This is a genomic window from Mycobacterium sp. MS1601 (assembly GCF_001984215.1).
Lineage (GTDB): Bacteria > Actinomycetota > Actinomycetes > Mycobacteriales > Mycobacteriaceae > Mycobacterium.
In genome coordinates, this window is the sequence record NZ_CP019420.1 from 4,658,663 (window position 1) to 4,676,150 (window position 17,488).

A 17,488-nucleotide genomic window follows, 5' to 3' on the forward strand; every position below is an offset into this window, starting at 1 on the left:
GCCGTCTGTAGCCGGGCCCTCCCGCCCCCTCGCTCCGCTGGGGGTACCCCCACCCGGCTCCTTCGTCGCCGCCTCGTCGACCCGGCTAGATGTCGACGTTCATGGGTGTCACGTTCCAGATGTCGTCGCAGTACTGCTCGATGGCCCGGTCCGACGAGAACTTGCCGCTGCGTGCGGAGTTCAGGATCGACATCCGAGACCAGGCGTCGCCGTCGAGCCATGCGGCGCTCACCGTGTCCTGGCAGTCGATGTAGGAGCGGTAGTCGGCCAGCACCAAGAACGGATCGTCGTAGATCAGGTTGTCCAACACCGGCTTCAGCACCTCGGTGTCGCCGTGGGTGAACTTCCCCTCGCGGATCAGTTCGAGCACCGCCGCCAGCTCCGGGTCCTTGTCGACGTAGTCCAGCGGCCGATACCCGCCCGCCTTGACTCCTTCGACCTCGTCCTCGGTCAGACCGAACAGGAAGAAATTCTCTGCCCCGGCCTCTTCGCGGATCTCGACATTGGCGCCGTCGAGGGTGCCGATGGTGAGCGCACCGTTGATCATGAACTTCATGTTGCCGGTGCCGGAGGCCTCCTTACCGGCGGTGGAGATCTGCTCGGAGAGGTTGGCCGCCGGGTAGATCAGGTGAGCATTCTGCACATTGAAGTTCGGCAGGAACACCACCTTCATGAAGCGATTGACGTCCGGGTCGGAGTTCACCACGTCACCGATTGCGGTGATCAGTTTGATGATCCGCTTCGCCAGGTAGTACCCCGGTGCAGCCTTGCCGCCGAAGATGAACGCCCGCGGCGGCATGGTGTAACCGGGAATGGTCTTGAGCCGGTGATACTGCGTGATGATGTGCAGCGCGTTGAGGTGCTGGCGCTTGTACTCGTGGATGCGTTTGACCTGGACGTCGAACATCCAGGTGGGATCCAGCTCGATCCCGGTGGACGAGTGCACGTACTCGGCCAGACGGGCCTTGTTGTCGCGCTTGACTTCTCGCCACCGCTCCCGGAACGCCGGATCATCGACGAAGCCCTCGAGCCCGCGCAGCTTGTACAGATCGGTGAGCCAGCCGTCGCCGATCTTCTCGTCGAGCAGCTGGCGCAGCCCGGGGTTGGACAGCGCCAGGAAGCGCCGCGGCGTCACACCATTGGTGACGTTGCCGAACCGCTCCGGCCACATCTCGTAGAAGTCCTTGAGCACACTGTCTTTGAGCAACTGCGAATGCAGAGCGGCCACGCCGTTGATATAGTGGCTGCCGACAGTGGCCAGGTGCGCCATGCGCACCGTCTTGCCGCCCTCCTCGCCGATCAGCGACATCCGTCGTATCCGGTCGTCGTCGTCACCGAACTTGGCCCGCACCTCGTCGAGGAAGCGTTCGTTGATCTCGTAGATCAATTCCAGGTGTCGCGGCAGGCAATCGCCGAACAATCCCAGCGACCACTTCTCCAGCGCTTCGGGCAGCAGGGTGTGGTTGGTGTAGCCGAACGTGGCAACGGTGATCCGCCAGGCCTCGTCCCAGTCCATGTGGTGCTCGTCGATGAGTAGCCGCATCAACTCGGCCACCGCGATCGAAGGGTGGGTGTCGTTGAGCTGGATGGCCCACTTGTCCGGCAGCGCACTCAACGGCAACCCGACACGCTCGGTGTGGATGCGAATGATGTCCTGCAGCGAGCACGTGACGAAGAAGTACTGCTGCTGCAGACGCAGCCGCTTGCCCGCCTCCGGCTCATCATTGGGGTAGAGGACCTTCGACACCTTTTCGGACAGCACCTCGTCCTCGACGGCTTTGTAGAAGTCGCCGGTGTTGAAGGCGTCGAGGGCGAACTGGGTGACCGACCGGGCGCTCCACAACGTCAGGGTGTTGCAGGTGTTGACTCCATACCCTTGGACCGGGGTGTCATAGGAGATGCCCTGCAGGACGCGGCGGGGGATCCAGCGCACCCGCAGGTTGCCCGCGATGTCGGTGTACTGCTCGGTCTTGCCGCCCCAGCACACGAAGTAGCTGGCGTCGGGCTTGCCGATCTCCCACGGATTGCCGCCCACCAACCAGTTGTCCGTCTTTTCGGCCTGCCACCCGTCGTGGATCTCCTGATCGAAGATGCCGAACTCGTAGCGGATGCCGTAGCCGATCGATGGGCGCTCCAAGGTGGCCATCGAGTCCAGATAACACGCCGCCAGCCGGCCCAGGCCGCCGTTGCCCAACCCGGGCTCCTCCTCGCACGCGATGATCTCGTCGAGGTCCTGGCCCAGCTCGGCCAGCGCTGCGCGGGCCTCCTTCTCCAGGCCGAGGTTCAGCAGGTTGTTGCCCAGCTGCGGGCCCATCAGGAACTCGGCCGAGAGATAGCAGGTCACCTTGTTCGACAGGTCCAGCCAGTCCTGAGTGGTTGCCATCCAGCGTTGCTGCATCCGATCGCGGATGGCCAGCGACAGTGCCTTGTAGTAATGCTGGGAGGTGACGGCCGCCGCGGGGCGGCCGATCGAATACATGAGGTGGTCGGAGATCGCGCGGCGCAGAGCATCAGCAGACATGCCGGTACGGGAATGCTCGTGCCGGACCGGCTGGCCATCGATGGCGGAAAACTCTGACGGTGTCTGCGCTGTGTCGGTCACTACCTACCTCCTGAGTACCTGGGGTGAGGACGGGTCAGTCTGACACTTCTGTGTTACATCAAGTGCACGCCGGGCGTCACGTGGGTGAACAGCGACGGGCTGGCAGCATGGTGGCCGTGATCGATCTGCCGGCCGGTGTCTGCGCGATGGCGGCGCGCGGTCCGCAATGGGAGCGTTGGGTCGACGAACTGCCTGGCCTCCTGGACCGTGAGATGGACCGGTGGAACCTTACGCCCGACGGTCAGCCCATGCACGGATGGGCGTCGTTGGTGCTGCCCGTCCGCAGCGATGACGGTGCCTCCGCGGTGCTCAAGATGGGTTTCCCCGACCCCGAGACTCAGCACGAACACCTGGCTCTGCGCCGCTGGGCGGGCGACGGGGCGGTTCGCCTGCTGAGCGCGGACCCGCACCACCGCGCACTGTTGCTGGAGCGGCTGCACCGGCGCGATCTCAACGAGCTGTGGGACATCGAAGCATGCGAGATCGCCGTCGGGTTGTACCGCCGACTGCATGTCCCGGCCCTCCCGCAACTGGCGCGGCTGTCGGATGCCATCAGGAAGTACAGCGCCGATCTGGACACCCTGCCCCGCAGTGCGCCGCTGCCGCGCCGACTCGTGGAGCAGGCGCAGTCGCTCAGCCGCGATCTGATCGAAGACCCATCGACTACCGGGGTCCTGATACACACCGATCTGCACTACGACAACGTGCTGGCCGCCGACCGGGAGCCGTGGCTGGCGATCGACCCGATTCCGCTCAACGGCGATCCGCACTACGAGGTGGCGCCGTTGCTGTGGAACAGGTGGGACGAGCTAGCCGGTGATGTTCGCGACGGAGTGCGTAGGCGGTTCTACGCCGTGGTGGAGGCCGCCGGGTTCGACGAGGATCGGGCCCGCGCCTGGGTGGTGATACGCATGGTGCACAACGCCATGTGGGCGCTGACGGACACCGGCCCGCTGGATCGAGAGTGGCTGACGACATGCATTGCGGTGGCCAAGGCGGTTCAGGATTAGCCGCGCCGCCATGCCGGCGGGGACTCTTCGGCAATGCTCCACCCGCGGCAAGCAGGGAATCAAGAATGTGTGAACCCATGGCGAGAACCGTTGGAGCTCAGTGGCATCGACGACGACAGCCAGTGGTGCACGGCGATCTCTCGCACCGTCCCAGTGAGGGATTTCGGCGTGATTCCAGTCGGTGAGCGGTTGGAATCACGCCCGAATCGCTATTCTGCGGAGATGCTTGATCGCCGCAGCCTGCTGATGATGACCGGACTGGGCCTGCTGGCCGGCACCACCCAGCTGCCGCGTGCGGGTGCTGAACCGCCTTTTCCCGGCGCCGAGATCATGGCGCCGCCGGTGTTCGCCGACGAGTTCGACGGGCCACTGGGTGCTCCACCGGATTACAACAAGTGGTTCGTCGTGCCGGCTCGGGAGACCATCCGCAACCCCGCGTTCTGGGACCGCCCGGAGAACATGGGCCAGTACCGCGACGACCGGCAGAACCTGTACCTCGACGGCATGGGCAATCTGGTGATCCGCGCCACCCGCGAAGGGGACAAGTACTTCGGCGCCAAGATCCAGGGCAGGCAGTGGATCGGCATCGGTCACACCTGGGAGGCCCGAATCAAACTGGAATGCCTCACCCCCGGGGCGTGGCCGGCGTTCTGGATGCTCAACGACGTGGGCGGTCAGGGCGGCGAGATCGACGTGCTGGAGTGGTTCGGCAACGGCGGCTGGGGTCCGGGATCCACCGTGCACACCCGGCTGGACGGCACCACCGCCGCCAACCATCCCATTGTCGTCGACCCGGAATGGCATGTGTGGCGCTGCCAGTGGGACACCGCGGGCATCCGGTTCTGGAAGGACCCGGTGCCGGGGATGCCGCCGTACTTCGAGGTGCCCGCCGGGTCGATGGCCAACTGGCGGTTCAACGACGCTGGCTTCCAGATGTTCCCGGTGCTCAACCTCGCGGTCAGCGGCTCCGGCGGTGGCGACCCGAGCGCCGGTGTCTACCCCGCGCAGATGTTGGTCGACTACATCAGAGTGTGGTAGTCCCCGCAGACGTCACTGAGAGTCACTCCCGGGCGGGATGTCAGTCGAATTCTCACCACAGGGTGACTCGCGGTCGGAACGGGGTGCCTCGCCGGGGGAGTCGTCAGACCCCGATCAGGCCGTCGATCCACCCGCGCGCGAAGTACAGCAGGAAGCCGGCGGCCACCACCCACAGCAGCGGGCTGATCTCTTTGGCCTTGCCCGAGGCGCTGCGCAGCACCACCCAGGAGATGAAGCCGACGCCGATGCCGTTGGCGATCGAATAGCTCAGCGGCATCACTGTCACTGTCAGCACCACCGGCAGCGTCACCGAGAAGTCGGTGTAGTCGATTTCCTTGAGATTGGATGCCATCATGGCGCCGACGATCACCAGTGCCGCAGCCGCCACCTCGGTGGGGACGATGGCCGCCAGGGGTGTCAAAAACATTGCGGCCAAGAACAATCCGCCGGTTACCAGGCTGGCCAGACCGGTACGGGCGCCTTCGCCGATGCCGGCGCCGGATTCGATGAACACGGTGTTGGACGACGCCGAAACCGAGCCGCCGACCACCGCGCCCGCTCCCTCGACCACAAGTGCGGACTGCAACCGCGGAAAGTTACCGTGCTCGTCGGCCAGGCCGGCCTGCTTGGACAGACCGGTGAAGGTGCCCATCGCGTCGAAGAAGTTGGTGAACACCAGCGTGAAGACGAGCATGATGGCGGCCAGGATGCCGATACGGCCGAAACTGTCCAGACTGAACGCGCCCACCAGTGACAGATCGGGTACCGCGAACGGCGACCCCGACAGGGTGGGCACCGACAGACCCCATCCTCCGGGGTTTTCGGTACCTGGCCCCAGATGCCAGATGGCTTCCACGATCACCGCGACAACGGTGCCGGTGATGAGTCCGATCAGGATGCCGCCCCGGACTTTTCGCGCCACCAGGATTCCCGTCACCAACAACGTGAACACGAAGATGACGGTGGGAATGGTCGTGATGGACCCACCGCCGTCCTTGCCTAGGCCCAGCGGCGGCGAGGGAAATCCGGTGGAGCCGACAAAACCGGAATCGACCAGCCCGATGAAGAGAATGAACAGGCCGATACCCGCGGTGATGGCCAGCTTCAGCGGCATCGGCACCGCGTCGAAGATCAACCGGCGCAGGCCGGTGACGGCCAGGGCCACGATGATCAGTCCGTTGATCACCACCAGGCCCATGGCCTCGGCCCAGGTGAGGTCACCCACGATGGAGCTGGCCAGGAACGAGTTGATGCCCAGGCCCGCGGCAAAGGCGAACGGCAGCCGCGCCACCACCCCGAACACGATGGTCATCACCCCGGCGGCCAGCGACGTGACTGCTGACACCTGAGCGAAGCCGAGTTCGGCACCGTCGACGTCGGGTGTGCCCGACAGGATGATGGGGTTCAGCACGATGATGTAGGCCATCGCGATGAAGGTGACGACTCCGCCCCGTAGTTCGGTGGCGATGTTGGAGCCGCGCGCTGAGATCTCGAAGAAGCGGTCGAGGCGAGTCACCGTTTGACCCTAAGTGGAGATGCCGTCGGGTGTGATGCGGGTCCGGCGTATACAAGTCCTATCATTTGCATTCATGTGTGCTAGCGGCGGTTTCTGGTGACAAATCCGGTCGGACGAGCGGTGACCGCGGTCACGCCGGCGTTGCTGGTGCTGTTCTCGCCGCTGACCCAGCTGTCGTTCATCCCCGTCGCTGTGGGCATCGGCGCCGACATCGGGATGTCGGAAGCCCAGATCGGTATCGCGATCGGCGCGCATCCCCTGGCTACCGGTGCCGCCAGCCTGCTGGCCGGACCACTGCTCGATCTGGTGCCGGTGCGTCGGGTACTGGTGCCGTCGGTGTTGGTGAGTGCGCTGGTGTCACTGTGGATGTGTTTCCACGTGACGTTCGAGTCGCTGACCCTTGGACGTGCGCTGAGTGGATTGTCCACCGGGGTGGCCACGTTGTGCGCTTTCGCCTTGGTGACCGATCTGGCCCGCGGCGACGACGGACTGCGTGACCGCAGGTTCTCGCTGCTGCAGACGTTCATGGCCACCGGCGCCGCGACGGCGTTGGGTCTGGGGGCTGTGGCAGCCCACCTGGACATCCCGGCCTTGGTGTTCATCGCCAGCGGTGCCTACGGCGTGCTGCTCCTGCTGTTGGTCACGTTCATGCCCGCACCGCCGGCGCCGGTGGTGGCCGTCGACAGTGCCACCCACGCCTGGGCCAGCCGGCTCGGTGCGGTGCTGCGCGGTGTGGGCACCATGTTGACCCAGGCCAGGATGGTGTGGCTGTTGGTCTGTGCCTTCATCCTCGGCCTGGTGATCCAAGGTGCGCACTACGGTGTCAGCGTGCTGCTGGAGAACAACGCCGACCAACTCGAGCTGTGGCAGCGGGTGGCATTGTCGATCCTGATCCCGTGCGGCGTGTTCACCGGAAGTTCGATCAACCGGCGGGTTCTGCGCCGCGTCGGTCGCGAACGGCTCTACACCGTGTTCTATCTGATGCTGCCCGTGGCCGTGATCGCCTACGCGACGCTGACCGCTGTGGGCGCCCCGCTGGCGGTGCTGGCAATCGGATTGCTGTGCGCCGGAACCTGTCTGGGGGCGATGATGCCGTTGTCGGCGGCGATCGCGGTGGGCTGGTTCGTGGAACTGCGCGGCAGCGCCACCGCCTCCGAGGCCCTGGCCCGCAGCGTGGGGCAGACCGCGGGGCCGGTGCTGGTGGGCATCGTGGTGGCGTTCGCATCGGTGGAGTCGGCGGTGTTCGTGGTGGCCGCGGCCGCCGTGGTGGGCGCCGTCGGTGCCCTGGTCATGAGCCGCGCGAGCCGCGGGCACCACAAGGCCATGGTCGACACCGCGGCAAGCTGAATCAGGGAGCGCCTTTGCGACTGTGCTTGTGCGCCTTGGCCAATTCCTCGATGTTGTCCGCCTGGTCGCGGATGGATTCCGCGCCTTCTCGCATGCCGCGTGCGTCCTCAAGCCTTTCGGAGGCGTCAGCGACGGCTGCGCGTTCTGCCTTGCCGATGGTGGCCTGCTTGGCGCGGCGGGAGTCCTGGGCGGAGCGCACTCGTTGGTCGGCCGTCGTGTCGATCTGTCTCTCGGCACTGGCCTTGGATTTCTGAGCTGCCTTGTCGGCATCGCGCTTGCGTTGTGCGGCTCCGGATTTGGCCGTGGCGACCTCCTGCTCGCGAGTCTGCTTGGCCTCCTGCTGGTCATCGACGGCCTGACGGTGCCGACGGTTTCGCGTCGCGTCGGCTCGCGCCTGCTTCTCGGTGGCTTCAGCGTCCAGCCGCGCCGCTTCCCCCAAAGTCGCGCTGCGTTCGATGCGCACCGCGCCGCGCTCCATCAAGGCCTCATCGCCCAGCAATCTCCCCACGGTGGCATCAAGAGTCCCCAGCGACCGTTCGTAGAACAGGCGCCCGGGAGCCTCCGGGTCGACTCGCGCAGCGACCTGCTGCTCGATCATTTGGAGCGGGAATCGGGCTAGTTGATATTGCAGTCGCAGCAGCGCAACCGGAACGTCGGTGATCTTCATCGAGACTCCTCTATGGTCCGTCGATCAGGGTTGGTCGGGATCGGGCAGTGCAGCGGCCTGCTGACGCAGGCTCTTGGCAGCGGCCCGGTCGGACTCAGCCTCCAGTGCGGCGTCTTTGTGCTCTTCAACCGCATCGGTGAGCTCATCGGTGGCCTCGGAAAGCTCGGCACGTTCCACGGCTTTGGCCTGTTGGGTTTCCCGATGGGCCTCGATGTCGGCCTGCGCCTTGGTGACGGCCGCCTGGCTTTCGGCTGCCCGTTCTGCGGACCGCTTGGCTGCCGCCTGCTGGGCGCGCACAGCGGTTTCCGCCACCGCGGACTCGGCCTGCACCTCGCGCCGCTGTGCGGACGCCTCGGCGGCGGCTTCAACGACCTCCTGGCGCGCCCGGTGTGCTTCGGCGTCCGCGACGGCGTCTACCGCGGTGGCTTCCCGGCGCTGTTTGGCCTGCACCTGATCCAGCTGGCCCTCAGCGGTCAGGGAATCATTGCCGGTCACGGCGCCGGCGATCTCTTTGGCTTTTCCCTTGACTGAGTCGAACAGTCCTTTACGTGCCTCGTCGGCTTTGTCATGTTCGGTCATGCTGTCGTGGTTCCACCAAGCGCTGGAATCAAACACGTTGTGACTCGGTGCACCACGCGCCAGCTGTTTCGAGGGGCCCGCTGCGGGTAGGCGGAGTTGTATGCCAGCAGCCATTTTGCGGAGACCCCGCGCACCTTGCCGGTCGTGGAGGAATCGAACGGCGACCTGTCGGCGTCGACCACATCAGCTTGTTACCGAAAGGGTTCGACATGGGATTTCCCGAACAACAACAGTCTGTGCCAGGTGTGCAATCGGCGATGGACCCGGTGCCTGACTGTGGTGAGTCGAGCTACGTGGGCACCGGGCGGCTGGCCGGCAAACGGGCGGTGATCACCGGAGGTGACAGTGGGATCGGACGCGCGGTGGCCATCGCCTACGCGCGCGAGGGAGCCGATGTGTTGATCTCCTACCTGAACGAACACGAAGACGCCGCCGACGTGGCGCGCCTGGTCGAGGAAGCCGGCCGCCGGTGTGTCCTGGTACCTGGCGATCTTGCGGAGCCCAGCCACTGCCGCGACGTGATCGACCGTGCGGTAAACGAATTGGGCGGTATCGACATCCTGGTGAGTAACGCCGCCTATCAGATGAGCCACGACGCGCTCGACGAGATCAGCGACGAGGAGTGGGATTACACCTTTCGTGTCAACGTCGGCGCTTACTTCTACCTGGTGAAGGCGGCGCTGCCGCACCTGGAGCCTGGCTCCGCGGTGATCGGCAGCTCCTCGGTGAACTCCGATATGCCCTCGCCGCAACTGGCCCCGTACGCAGCTACCAAGGCCGCTATTGCCAACTTCTCTGCAAGCCTGGCACAGTTGTTGGGCGACAAGGGGATTCGTGTCAACAGTGTGGCACCGGGACCGGTGTGGACTCCGTTGATCCCGGCCACCATGCCGCCGGCAAAGGTGGCGTCCTTCGGGGAGAACACCCCCTTGGGACGGGCGGGCCAGCCGGCCGAACTGGCGCCGGTGTACGTCCTGCTGGGGTCCGACGAGGGTAGCTACATTTCCGGAGCCAGGGTGGCTGTGACCGGCGGCAGGCCGATCCTGTGACTCAGCCGGCAGGCACCACGATTGACGCCGGCAACGCCGCGGGAGCGGGTGGCACCGGAAGCGCCGCGGGCGCGGGAGCCGGTGCGGGCGCCATCGGCACCGGAGGCAGCGCCGGCGGCGGCGCGGTCAGGATGCGGACCATGTCGGGCTTCATCGCCTGCAGCTGCGCACCCCAGTAGCCCCAGCTGTGGGTGCCGTTGGCGGGGAACTGGAAGATGGCGTTGCGTCCGCCTGCCGCCAGGTACTTCTGCTGGAACTCCTTGTTGGAGGAGACGGTGATGTTCTCCAGGTACTGGGCGCTGAAGTTGGTGCCGAAGTCGTTGCCGGTGTCGAACTCGGCGGGCATTCCACTGCCGCAGTAGATCCACAGCGCGGTGCGGTTGGCCACCAGCCGGTTGATGTTGACGGTGGGATCGTTGCGCTGCCAGGCGATGTCGTTGGACGGGCCCCACATGTTCTTGGCGCGGAAGCCGCCCGCGTCCCGCATGGCGAACCCGATCATGGTTGGCCACAACCCTTGTGACGGATTCAGAAAGCCGGACAACGAGCTGGCGAAGATGAACTGCTGCGGGTGCCAGGCGGCCAGGGTGAGTGCGGCGCCTCCTGCCATCGAGAGTCCGACCACCGCGTTGCCGTTGGGATCCTGGCCACGGTTGGCGGCCAGCCACATCGGCAGCTCCTGGGTCAGGAACGTCTCCCACTTGTAGGTGGTGGTGCCCGCGTTGTTCTGCGCCGGCTCATACCAGTCGGTGTAGAAGCTGGACTGGCCACCGACGGGCATCACCACCGAGATTCCGGAGTCGTGGAACCACTCGAAGGCGGCGGTGTTGATGTCCCAACCGTTGAAGTCCTCCTGAGCGCGCAGGCCGTCGAGCAGGTAGACACTGTGCGGACCGCCGCCCTGGAACTGGACCTTGATGTTGCGGCCCATCGACGGCGACGGCACCTCGAGGTACTCGACGGGCAGACCTTCCCGCGAGAACGCCGACGCATCGGGTGCCATGCCGAGAAGCACACCCGATACCACCGTGGCCATCGCCACCGTCAGTGCGGTGGCCTTGCGTCGGAACCAGTTGTCGCCCGCGTGTACCCGTGTCACATCGGCCAGCTAACCGCGTCGATCGGCGGTATCTGCGGGGCACACGCGGCCTGTTATCAACCGCTTTGAGACCTGTGACCGGATCGTGACGTGGGCCTTCAGACCTCGACGGTGTGCAGCGGGCTGAGATCGGTCTGCATCAGAACCACGTTGTAATCGCCCCAGATGGACATGTTCCAGTACAGGTTGTTGTAGTCCGAATCGCCACTGCCGCTCTGCAGCAGGCCGGTGCCCGACCACGGGTGGATCATCGGCGCGTACAGGCCCGGGTAGTCCGCGGAGCTGGCCAGTTGCACCGGAGCCGACCACGCGCCCTCGGGGGTGTCGGCGACACGCATCTGGATGTTGTTGTTGCCGTCGCCGTAGAGCACCACGTACTTGCCGAGGTATTCGTTGTACTGCACCGACATCTCGCTGACGTTGCCGCCGGTCTTGGCGCCGAACAATCCGCCCAGGTAGCCGCCGAACACCTTGGGGTCGTTGGCCCAGTCGACGACGAAACCGAACAGACCTGACGAGCGGTTGGTGCCGATCACCGGCTTGGCCACGGCGGCGTTACCGCGGACCCACTTGTTGCCGTCCCAGTATTCGTACTTGGACAGATCGGTGATGTCGCCTTCGGCGACACGGGACAGGTACGCCGAGCCGGCCCGACCCGAGGGCGTACCGAACGCGTACAGGTAGCGCGGATCACCTTCGGCCACTTGATCTTCCGGCTGCAAGACGTAGGCCATCTGCTGGAAGTTCTGGTCACCGGGACGGTACGGCGTCGATGAACGCAGCCAACCCGCCGAGCGGATTGTCGACGGCACGATGCGCCACTCGCCGCCGCCGGAACCCGGGTAGAACTGGGTGATGGCGGAGTAGTTGGTGGTCCAGCGACCCGGGGTGTCCCAGGAGCGCACCGACATGTAGTTCACGTACTGGGTGCCGTCGATGTGGATGCCCGCTGTGGGGATCACCGTCACCTCGGAGCCGAAGAGGCCCAGCTGTGTGGTGGAGCGGCGGATGAATTGGGAGAGGACGCGGCCGGTTTGGGCCAGCTCGAGCCCGACGCCCTGGCCGGGAGACGAGGCGTTCTGCAGGTCCCGGTCGTAGCTGAGGAGCAAGACGTTGTTGAGCCACTCGCCCGTCATCTTGGGGCCGCGGAAGGAATCACCGAACGCGACGTGGATGAAGCGCTGGCCGTTGATGGTGCCGCCGTCCCACATGATGCCGAGATCGGTGCTGCCGATGCCGAATTCGGTGGAGGTATTCTGCGTCGGATTGACCGGTTTCCCGTCGAGCCAGCGCACACCCGAGCCCGTGACCCAGCCCAGCGGAGTCGACGGCAACCGGCTGGGCAGCGGGTCCACCACCGCCGCGGCGGCGTAGGTGGTGGACGCCGATGACGGGGTCCGGTTGTAGGCGAAGCTGCGATCGACCTCTTTGCGTACCCAGCCCAACAGCGACGTCAGCGCAGATGCCGGGGGAGTGCCCGGATCGGAGGTGTCTACGGGATCCTCGGTGTCTGAGGTGGCGCTTTCGGTGACGGCCGCGGTGATGGTCTGTGAGGCGGGGGTGCCCGCGTCGGACTCGGACTCGGTGACTGCGGACCCGGAGCTGTCGGTCTTGGCGTCGTCCGGCTCGGAGGACTCTTTGTCGTCGGCGTCGGCGTCTGCGTCGGCCTTGCGCTCGGTGCGCTTGGGCGAGAGCTTCTTCTTCTCGGACTTCTCGGACTTCTCGGACTTCTCGGACTTGGTGGGTTTGTCGTCCTCGGTATCGCCGGCAGTGGTGCCATCGTCGGTGTCGGGCTTCGAGTCGCGCTCGGCCTTGCTGCTCTTCGACTCGGCCTTGTCGGCGGCCCGTTTGGACTCTGACGACCTGGATGCTGACGACCTGGACTCCGACGACTTCGAGTCCGATGACGTCGACGAGGAGGAGCTGTCAGGACTGTCGGCCCAGGCAGCGCCGGCTCCGCCGGCGATCGCTGCACCGACGCCGAGCGCGACCGCAAGGCCGCCGATTCGGCCGATGTGAGTCGCCGCGTTCTTCGTCGCACCCATGGTCAGACGTACCCCTTCGCATCACTGGCCCCCCGACCCGCCGATTGCCTGAGCAAACTTACAGGGTCGTCACGCCGGATCGGTGGACATCTGGTCACAATCGGCACCGACTTGTCAGATGTTTCGTGGAGAGCGCCGTGCCGGTCGCCGTACGTGAGCCGCTGCGATGTGCTCAGTGCAGCCGGCTGACGGGCGGCGCTGAGTGGGCCGAGCCGGTCGAGACGGGCGCTGCTGCGGGTGGCGACCCCTCAGCCTGTCCAACTGCCCACCGGCCAGCACCCGGGCCGTGAAGCCCAGAACTTCGAGATCAGCCAACGGGTCAAGTCACGACACGATCACAGCTGGGTATCAGCTGATCCCGCTAGTGACACTTCTGCCACTTTGATCACTACTGTCACAAGAGATGCCGTGTGTCGGGGCCGGTGTCATGGACCCGTAGGACAACCAAAGCCCCTGCGAAGGGCTGTGATTCGTGCCCCGGAAGGTGTCATGACCCCGACAACGCGACTCGCCTCGATGACGGCCGCGTCCGCTCTGGTGGCGGCACTGGTGGTTCCCGCCGTGGTGATCGCTCCCGCAGCCGCCGACCCGTGTTCGGTGCCGACACCGGGTGCATCCGCACGCGGACTGGCGCCGTCGACCACGCCCAAGTTTCCGATTCTGCACCTACCGATCGGGCGCAAACCGGGTGCGGTCGCCAATCCCAACAACCTGACCCCGGCGCAGGCCGACGCGGCGGTGGCACCCGACACCGCGGCGCGGGCCGCCGCCGCACCCGCGGCGTCCACCGCCACCAGGGTGCAGTGGCTCACCGGACCGCAAACCGATTCCTACAAGAGGTTCGGCATCTCGGGGACCGATCTGGGCATCGTCTGGGACAACGGGTCGGTCACCAACCCGCAGGTGCTGATCGCCTTCGGTGACACCTTCGGCAACTGCAGTGTGCAGGACCAGGAGTGGCGCAAGAACGTTCTGTACCGCAGCGCGGACCGAAACCTGGCCGACGGTATGCGGATTCCCGATCCGAAGGCCGGCGATATCTACGCCGGGTCGCCGGTGACGCAGCAACGGCCCGACTTCTCCCGGCAGGTGATCGCGAGCCTGGGTGTGGCGGCCACCGAGGTGACCGTGATTCCCACGGCGGGGATCTCAGTGGGCAACCGTCAGTACGTCAACTTCATGTCGGTCAGTCAGTGGGGCAATCCTGGTCAGTGGTCTACCAACTTCTCCGCCGTCGCCGTCTCCGACGACAACGGCGAAACCTGGACGGTGCCGCGCAGCGGCATTCGGCCCAGTTGGTTCAACACTGTGCCGGGAGTTCCGTTCGTCTGGGGCTTCCAAAACTTCCAGATGGCGGCCTACGTACGCTCAGGCGGCTATGTCTACAACTACGGCACCGGCGCCGGACGTGGTGGAATGCCATTCCTGGCAAGGGTTCCGGAGAACGCGGTGGCCGACAACTCGGCCTACGAGTACTACACGCCGTTCGGCTGGGTGAGGAACACGCCATATCTGGCGCTGCAGGTGGTGTGGGCGCCCGGCAGTGAGATGTCGGTGGCCTACAACGACCATCTGAAGAAGTTCGTGATGCTGTACACCAACACGCTCAACAACGTGGTGATGCGCACCGCCGACAAGCCCGAAGGGCCGTGGAGCCAAGCAAAGACCATCGTGAACACCGCCGAGGTGCCGGGCGGCATCTACGCGCCCTACATCCATCCGTGGTCGTCAGGCTCAGACCTGTACTTCACGCTGTCGGTGTGGGACACCTACAGCGTGATGCTGATGCGCACATCGCTGAACTAGACGGTATGGGTGACCGTCGGCGTTGAGCTGGGGGTTGCGGGCCGGGGCCCCACGCACCCATGTTCGTGGGTTACCGAGTAGGAGTCGCCTGCCCGGTCTATCCGACAGTGGTGGGAGGCCCCGGTGTTTACAGAGCGTACGAGTGTTGGCCTGGACGTGCACGCACGTTCAGTGGCGGCGGCGGCAATCGACAGTGACTCCGGGGAGGTGCGCCAGGCCCGGTTGACCCCTTCTTATGAGGACATTCGGTCGTGGATATCGGAGTTGCCGGGGCCGGTGGCGGTGGCCTATGAGGCGGGTCCGACCGGGTTTGGGTTGCAGCGAGCGTTGACCGACGCGGGGATCCGCTGTGAGGTCGTCGCGCCGTCGAAGCTGCAGAAGCCGGCCGGTGATCGAGTCAAGACCGATGCCCGCGACGCCCTGCATCTGTGCCGGTTGTTGCGTCTGGACGAGATCACCTCGGTGTCGATCCCGAGCGTGGCTCAGGAAGCGGCGCGTGACCTGGTGCGTGCCCGCGAGGACTGCCGTGGCGATCTGATGAGGGCCCGGCATCGGCTCTCGAAGCTGCTGTTGCGCCACGGCATCGTGTACTACGGCGGGGCGGCGTGGACCGGTGCCCATGATCAGTGGCTACGCACCGTCGCCGCGCCGCAGCTCAGTGCGCCGGCGACGCGGATGGCCTTCGACGCCGACTATGACCACGTGTTGACGATGCAGGCCCGGCGGCGGCGGCTGGACGCAGCGATCGAGGAGATGGCCGCCGATGGGGAATTCACCGCGATTGTGCGGCGGGTGTCATGTCTGCGGGGAGTGAACACCTTGACCGGGTTTGCGTTGGCAGTCGAGATTGGTGATTGGAACAGGTTCACCGGCAACACTATCGGCTCTTTCGTTGGGTTGGTGCCTTCGGAGTTTTCGTCGGGTTCCTCGCGGGTTCAGGGCCCGATCACCAAGACCGGCAACACTCATGTCCGGCGGCTGTTGGTCGAGGCGGCGTGGCATCACAAGCCGCGATATCACGTGGGTGCGGTGATGCGGTCGCGGTGGGATCGGGCTTCTGCGGCGGCCCGCGCTCGTGGGGACGAGGGCAACCGCCGCCTGCATGGCAGGTGGGTGAGCTTCCTGGAACGACGCAAGCGACCTGTGACAGCCAATGTCGCGGTCGCGCGTGAACTGGCCGGCTGGTGCTGGTCGCTGGCTGTCATGGACGACTGACCGCCACCTAATCTGCTTCCTCACGAGGTCGGTGGTGGCAAGCGCGTGGATCGACCCGCGACACACCTATGAGCAGCCCTCTGCGGCGACGCTCGATGCTAGACACGCGGATGCGATCCAGCCGAAACACCGTCCTGCGGTAGCCAATCCGCGTATATCAGTCTGACCGCGCGTCGCCAACGACACGCTCACCACACAGACTCGCTAAGGAAGCAACGAGGCGCCGTCGGGGTAGCTCCCCGGCGGCGCCTCACCCTGCCCCTTGACAAAGTTCTCTACATATCAGATGTACTGACCACGGACGTTGGTGACGGCGTGGTGAGGTGACAAGACGAAGACCTCCGAGTGGAGTGCGAGCTGTCTAGGAACGCTCCCCGATCTCGGAGGTCTTCGTGGTTCACCGTAATGCCCCTTTGTCCGAAACCGGTCGTCTGCGGCTGGCTCGATGCGTTGTCAATGACGGGTGGTCGCGTCGCCGCGCGGCCGATCGCTTCCAGGTGTCGGTGACCACAGTGTGCCGGTGGGTGGATCGCTACCTCGAGCTGGGCGAGGCGGGGATGGTCGACCGCAGCTCACGACCGCATTACAGTCCGAACCGCACGCCGACGCGCATTGAGCGGCGCATCATCGGAGTGCGCGTCACCCGCCGCTGGGGACCGGCCCGGATCGCCTACCTGCTGCGGCTCAACGTCTCCACGGTGCACAACGTGCTGCGCCGCTACCGCATCGCCCGACTGCGGTGGCTCGACCGCGCCACCGGCCGCGTGGTGCGCCGCATGGAGTCGGCGGCGTGCGGTGATCTGGTCCACGTCGACGTCAAGAAGCTGGGCAAGATCCCCGCCGGCGGCGGTTGGCGCAAGCTCGGGCGCTCAGCGGGTAAGCGCAACTCCCAGGCGGACAAGACCGGAGCCACCAACAAGTCCCATCAGCCGGTGCGGGGATATCACTTCATCCACACCGCGATCGACGCCCATTCGCGGTTGGCGTACTCCGAGATGCTGCCCGACGAACGCAAGGACACCGCCGCCGAGTTCTGGCAACGAGCCAACGGCTGGTTCGTCGAACAGGGCATCGTTGTTCGGAAGGTGTTGACCGACAACGGGTCCTGCTATCGCTCGCATGCCTTCCGGGACGCGCTGGGCGACGACGTCGAGCACCGCAGGACTCGGCCGTATCGGCCGCAGACCAACGGGAAAGTGGAGCGCTTCCACCGCACCCTGGCCGACGAATGGGCCTACGCCCGGCTCTACACCAGCGACGACCAACGCTGCCAGGAGTACCCCCGCTGGCTGCACACCTACAATCACCACCGCGGCCACACAGCACTCGGCGGTCAACCACCAGCCAGCCGTGTACCTAACCTCTCAGGTCAGTACACCCGTCCTCGGTCCGGACCTCGACGATCTCTGCGTGCTGCTCGTGTCGTTCGGTGTGGCTGCTCTTGACCACAAGGACATCACCGACTCTGGCCAACATGACCGCTCCTTTCGTTGGCGACCGGCGGACTCTGTCATC

The 17,488-nt window shown here is 65.6% G+C and carries 12 protein-coding genes and 2 pseudogenes; 7 read left to right on the plus strand and 7 right to left on the minus strand.

What is annotated here, in order from left to right; translation table 11 throughout:
* Window positions 1–85 precede the first annotated feature (85 nt).
* On the minus strand, window positions 86–2,521 hold the full coding sequence (locus BVC93_RS22485) for a glycogen/starch/alpha-glucan phosphorylase (RefSeq protein ID WP_083741246.1): 2,436 nt from the start codon (window positions 2,519–2,521) through the stop codon (window positions 86–88).
* 197 nt (window positions 2,522–2,718) lie between these two features.
* Between BVC93_RS22485 and BVC93_RS22490 the strand changes: the two genes are divergently transcribed.
* Window positions 2,719–3,612 carry an aminoglycoside phosphotransferase family protein gene (locus tag BVC93_RS22490; RefSeq protein ID WP_083741247.1) on the plus strand — a complete coding sequence of 298 codons (894 nt, stop codon included), beginning with the start codon at window positions 2,719–2,721 and terminating at the stop codon, window positions 3,610–3,612.
* A 222-nt stretch (window positions 3,613–3,834) separates the two neighbouring features.
* Window positions 3,835–4,650, plus strand: a complete 816-nt coding sequence (locus BVC93_RS22495) for a glycoside hydrolase family 16 protein (RefSeq protein WP_083741248.1) — start codon at window positions 3,835–3,837, stop codon at window positions 4,648–4,650.
* Between the two features lie 103 nt (window positions 4,651–4,753).
* Here the strand turns inward: BVC93_RS22495 and BVC93_RS22500 are convergent, their stop codons facing one another.
* Complete coding sequence (locus tag BVC93_RS22500) at window positions 4,754–6,166, minus strand: NCS2 family permease (protein ID WP_083739399.1); 1,413 nt, start codon at window positions 6,164–6,166, stop codon at window positions 4,754–4,756.
* 120 nt (window positions 6,167–6,286) lie between these two features.
* Between BVC93_RS22500 and BVC93_RS22505 the strand changes: the two genes are divergently transcribed.
* Window positions 6,287–7,513 carry an MFS transporter gene (locus tag BVC93_RS22505; RefSeq protein ID WP_083739400.1) on the plus strand — a complete coding sequence of 409 codons (1,227 nt, stop codon included), beginning with the start codon at window positions 6,287–6,289 and terminating at the stop codon, window positions 7,511–7,513.
* Window position 7,514: 1 nt separating this feature from the next.
* On the opposite strand, the gene BVC93_RS22510 is transcribed toward BVC93_RS22505, so the two are convergent.
* Both BVC93_RS22510 and BVC93_RS22515 read right to left on the minus strand, forming a co-directional pair.
* Window positions 7,515–8,180, minus strand: coding sequence for a hypothetical protein (locus BVC93_RS22510; RefSeq protein WP_083739401.1), 666 nt, complete (start codon window positions 8,178–8,180; stop codon window positions 7,515–7,517).
* A 24-nt stretch (window positions 8,181–8,204) separates the two neighbouring features.
* Window positions 8,205–8,759, minus strand: coding sequence for a CsbD family protein (locus tag BVC93_RS22515; protein ID WP_083739402.1), 555 nt, complete (start codon window positions 8,757–8,759; stop codon window positions 8,205–8,207).
* A gap of 209 nt (window positions 8,760–8,968) precedes the next feature.
* Between BVC93_RS22515 and BVC93_RS22520 the strand changes: the two genes are divergently transcribed.
* Window positions 8,969–9,808: an SDR family oxidoreductase gene (locus tag BVC93_RS22520; RefSeq protein WP_083739403.1), complete on the plus strand. Its 840-nt coding sequence runs from the start codon at window positions 8,969–8,971 to the stop codon at window positions 9,806–9,808.
* 1 nt (window position 9,809) lies between these two features.
* On the opposite strand, the gene BVC93_RS22525 is transcribed toward BVC93_RS22520, so the two are convergent.
* Window positions 9,810–10,844: an esterase family protein gene (locus tag BVC93_RS22525; RefSeq protein ID WP_083741249.1), complete on the minus strand. Its 1,035-nt coding sequence runs from the start codon at window positions 10,842–10,844 to the stop codon at window positions 9,810–9,812.
* 161 nt (window positions 10,845–11,005) lie between these two features.
* Complete coding sequence (locus BVC93_RS22530; RefSeq protein ID WP_157517033.1) at window positions 11,006–12,952, minus strand: DUF4185 domain-containing protein; 1,947 nt, start codon at window positions 12,950–12,952, stop codon at window positions 11,006–11,008.
* Between the two features lie 489 nt (window positions 12,953–13,441).
* Between BVC93_RS22530 and BVC93_RS22535 the strand changes: the two genes are divergently transcribed.
* The 3 genes and pseudogenes from BVC93_RS22535 to BVC93_RS22545 form a co-directional block, all read left to right on the plus strand.
* A complete protein-coding gene (locus BVC93_RS22535; protein WP_083739404.1) occupies window positions 13,442–14,758 on the plus strand; it encodes a DUF4185 domain-containing protein in 1,317 nt (438 codons plus the stop codon).
* A 123-nt stretch (window positions 14,759–14,881) separates the two neighbouring features.
* Entirely contained in the window at window positions 14,882–15,973 is a 1,092-nt protein-coding gene (locus BVC93_RS22540) for an IS110 family transposase (RefSeq protein WP_083737369.1), read from the plus strand.
* A 392-nt stretch (window positions 15,974–16,365) separates the two neighbouring features.
* Window positions 16,366–17,352: pseudogene (locus tag BVC93_RS22545) on the plus strand (IS481 family transposase); the annotation flags it as partial.
* Here the strand turns inward: BVC93_RS22545 and BVC93_RS34815 are convergent.
* Window positions 17,351–17,449 (minus strand): annotated as a pseudogene (locus BVC93_RS34815) (DUF1918 domain-containing protein); the annotation flags it as partial. The pseudogenes BVC93_RS22545 and BVC93_RS34815 sit on opposite strands and share 2 nt — an antisense overlap.
* Window positions 17,450–17,488: the final 39 nt, after the last annotated feature.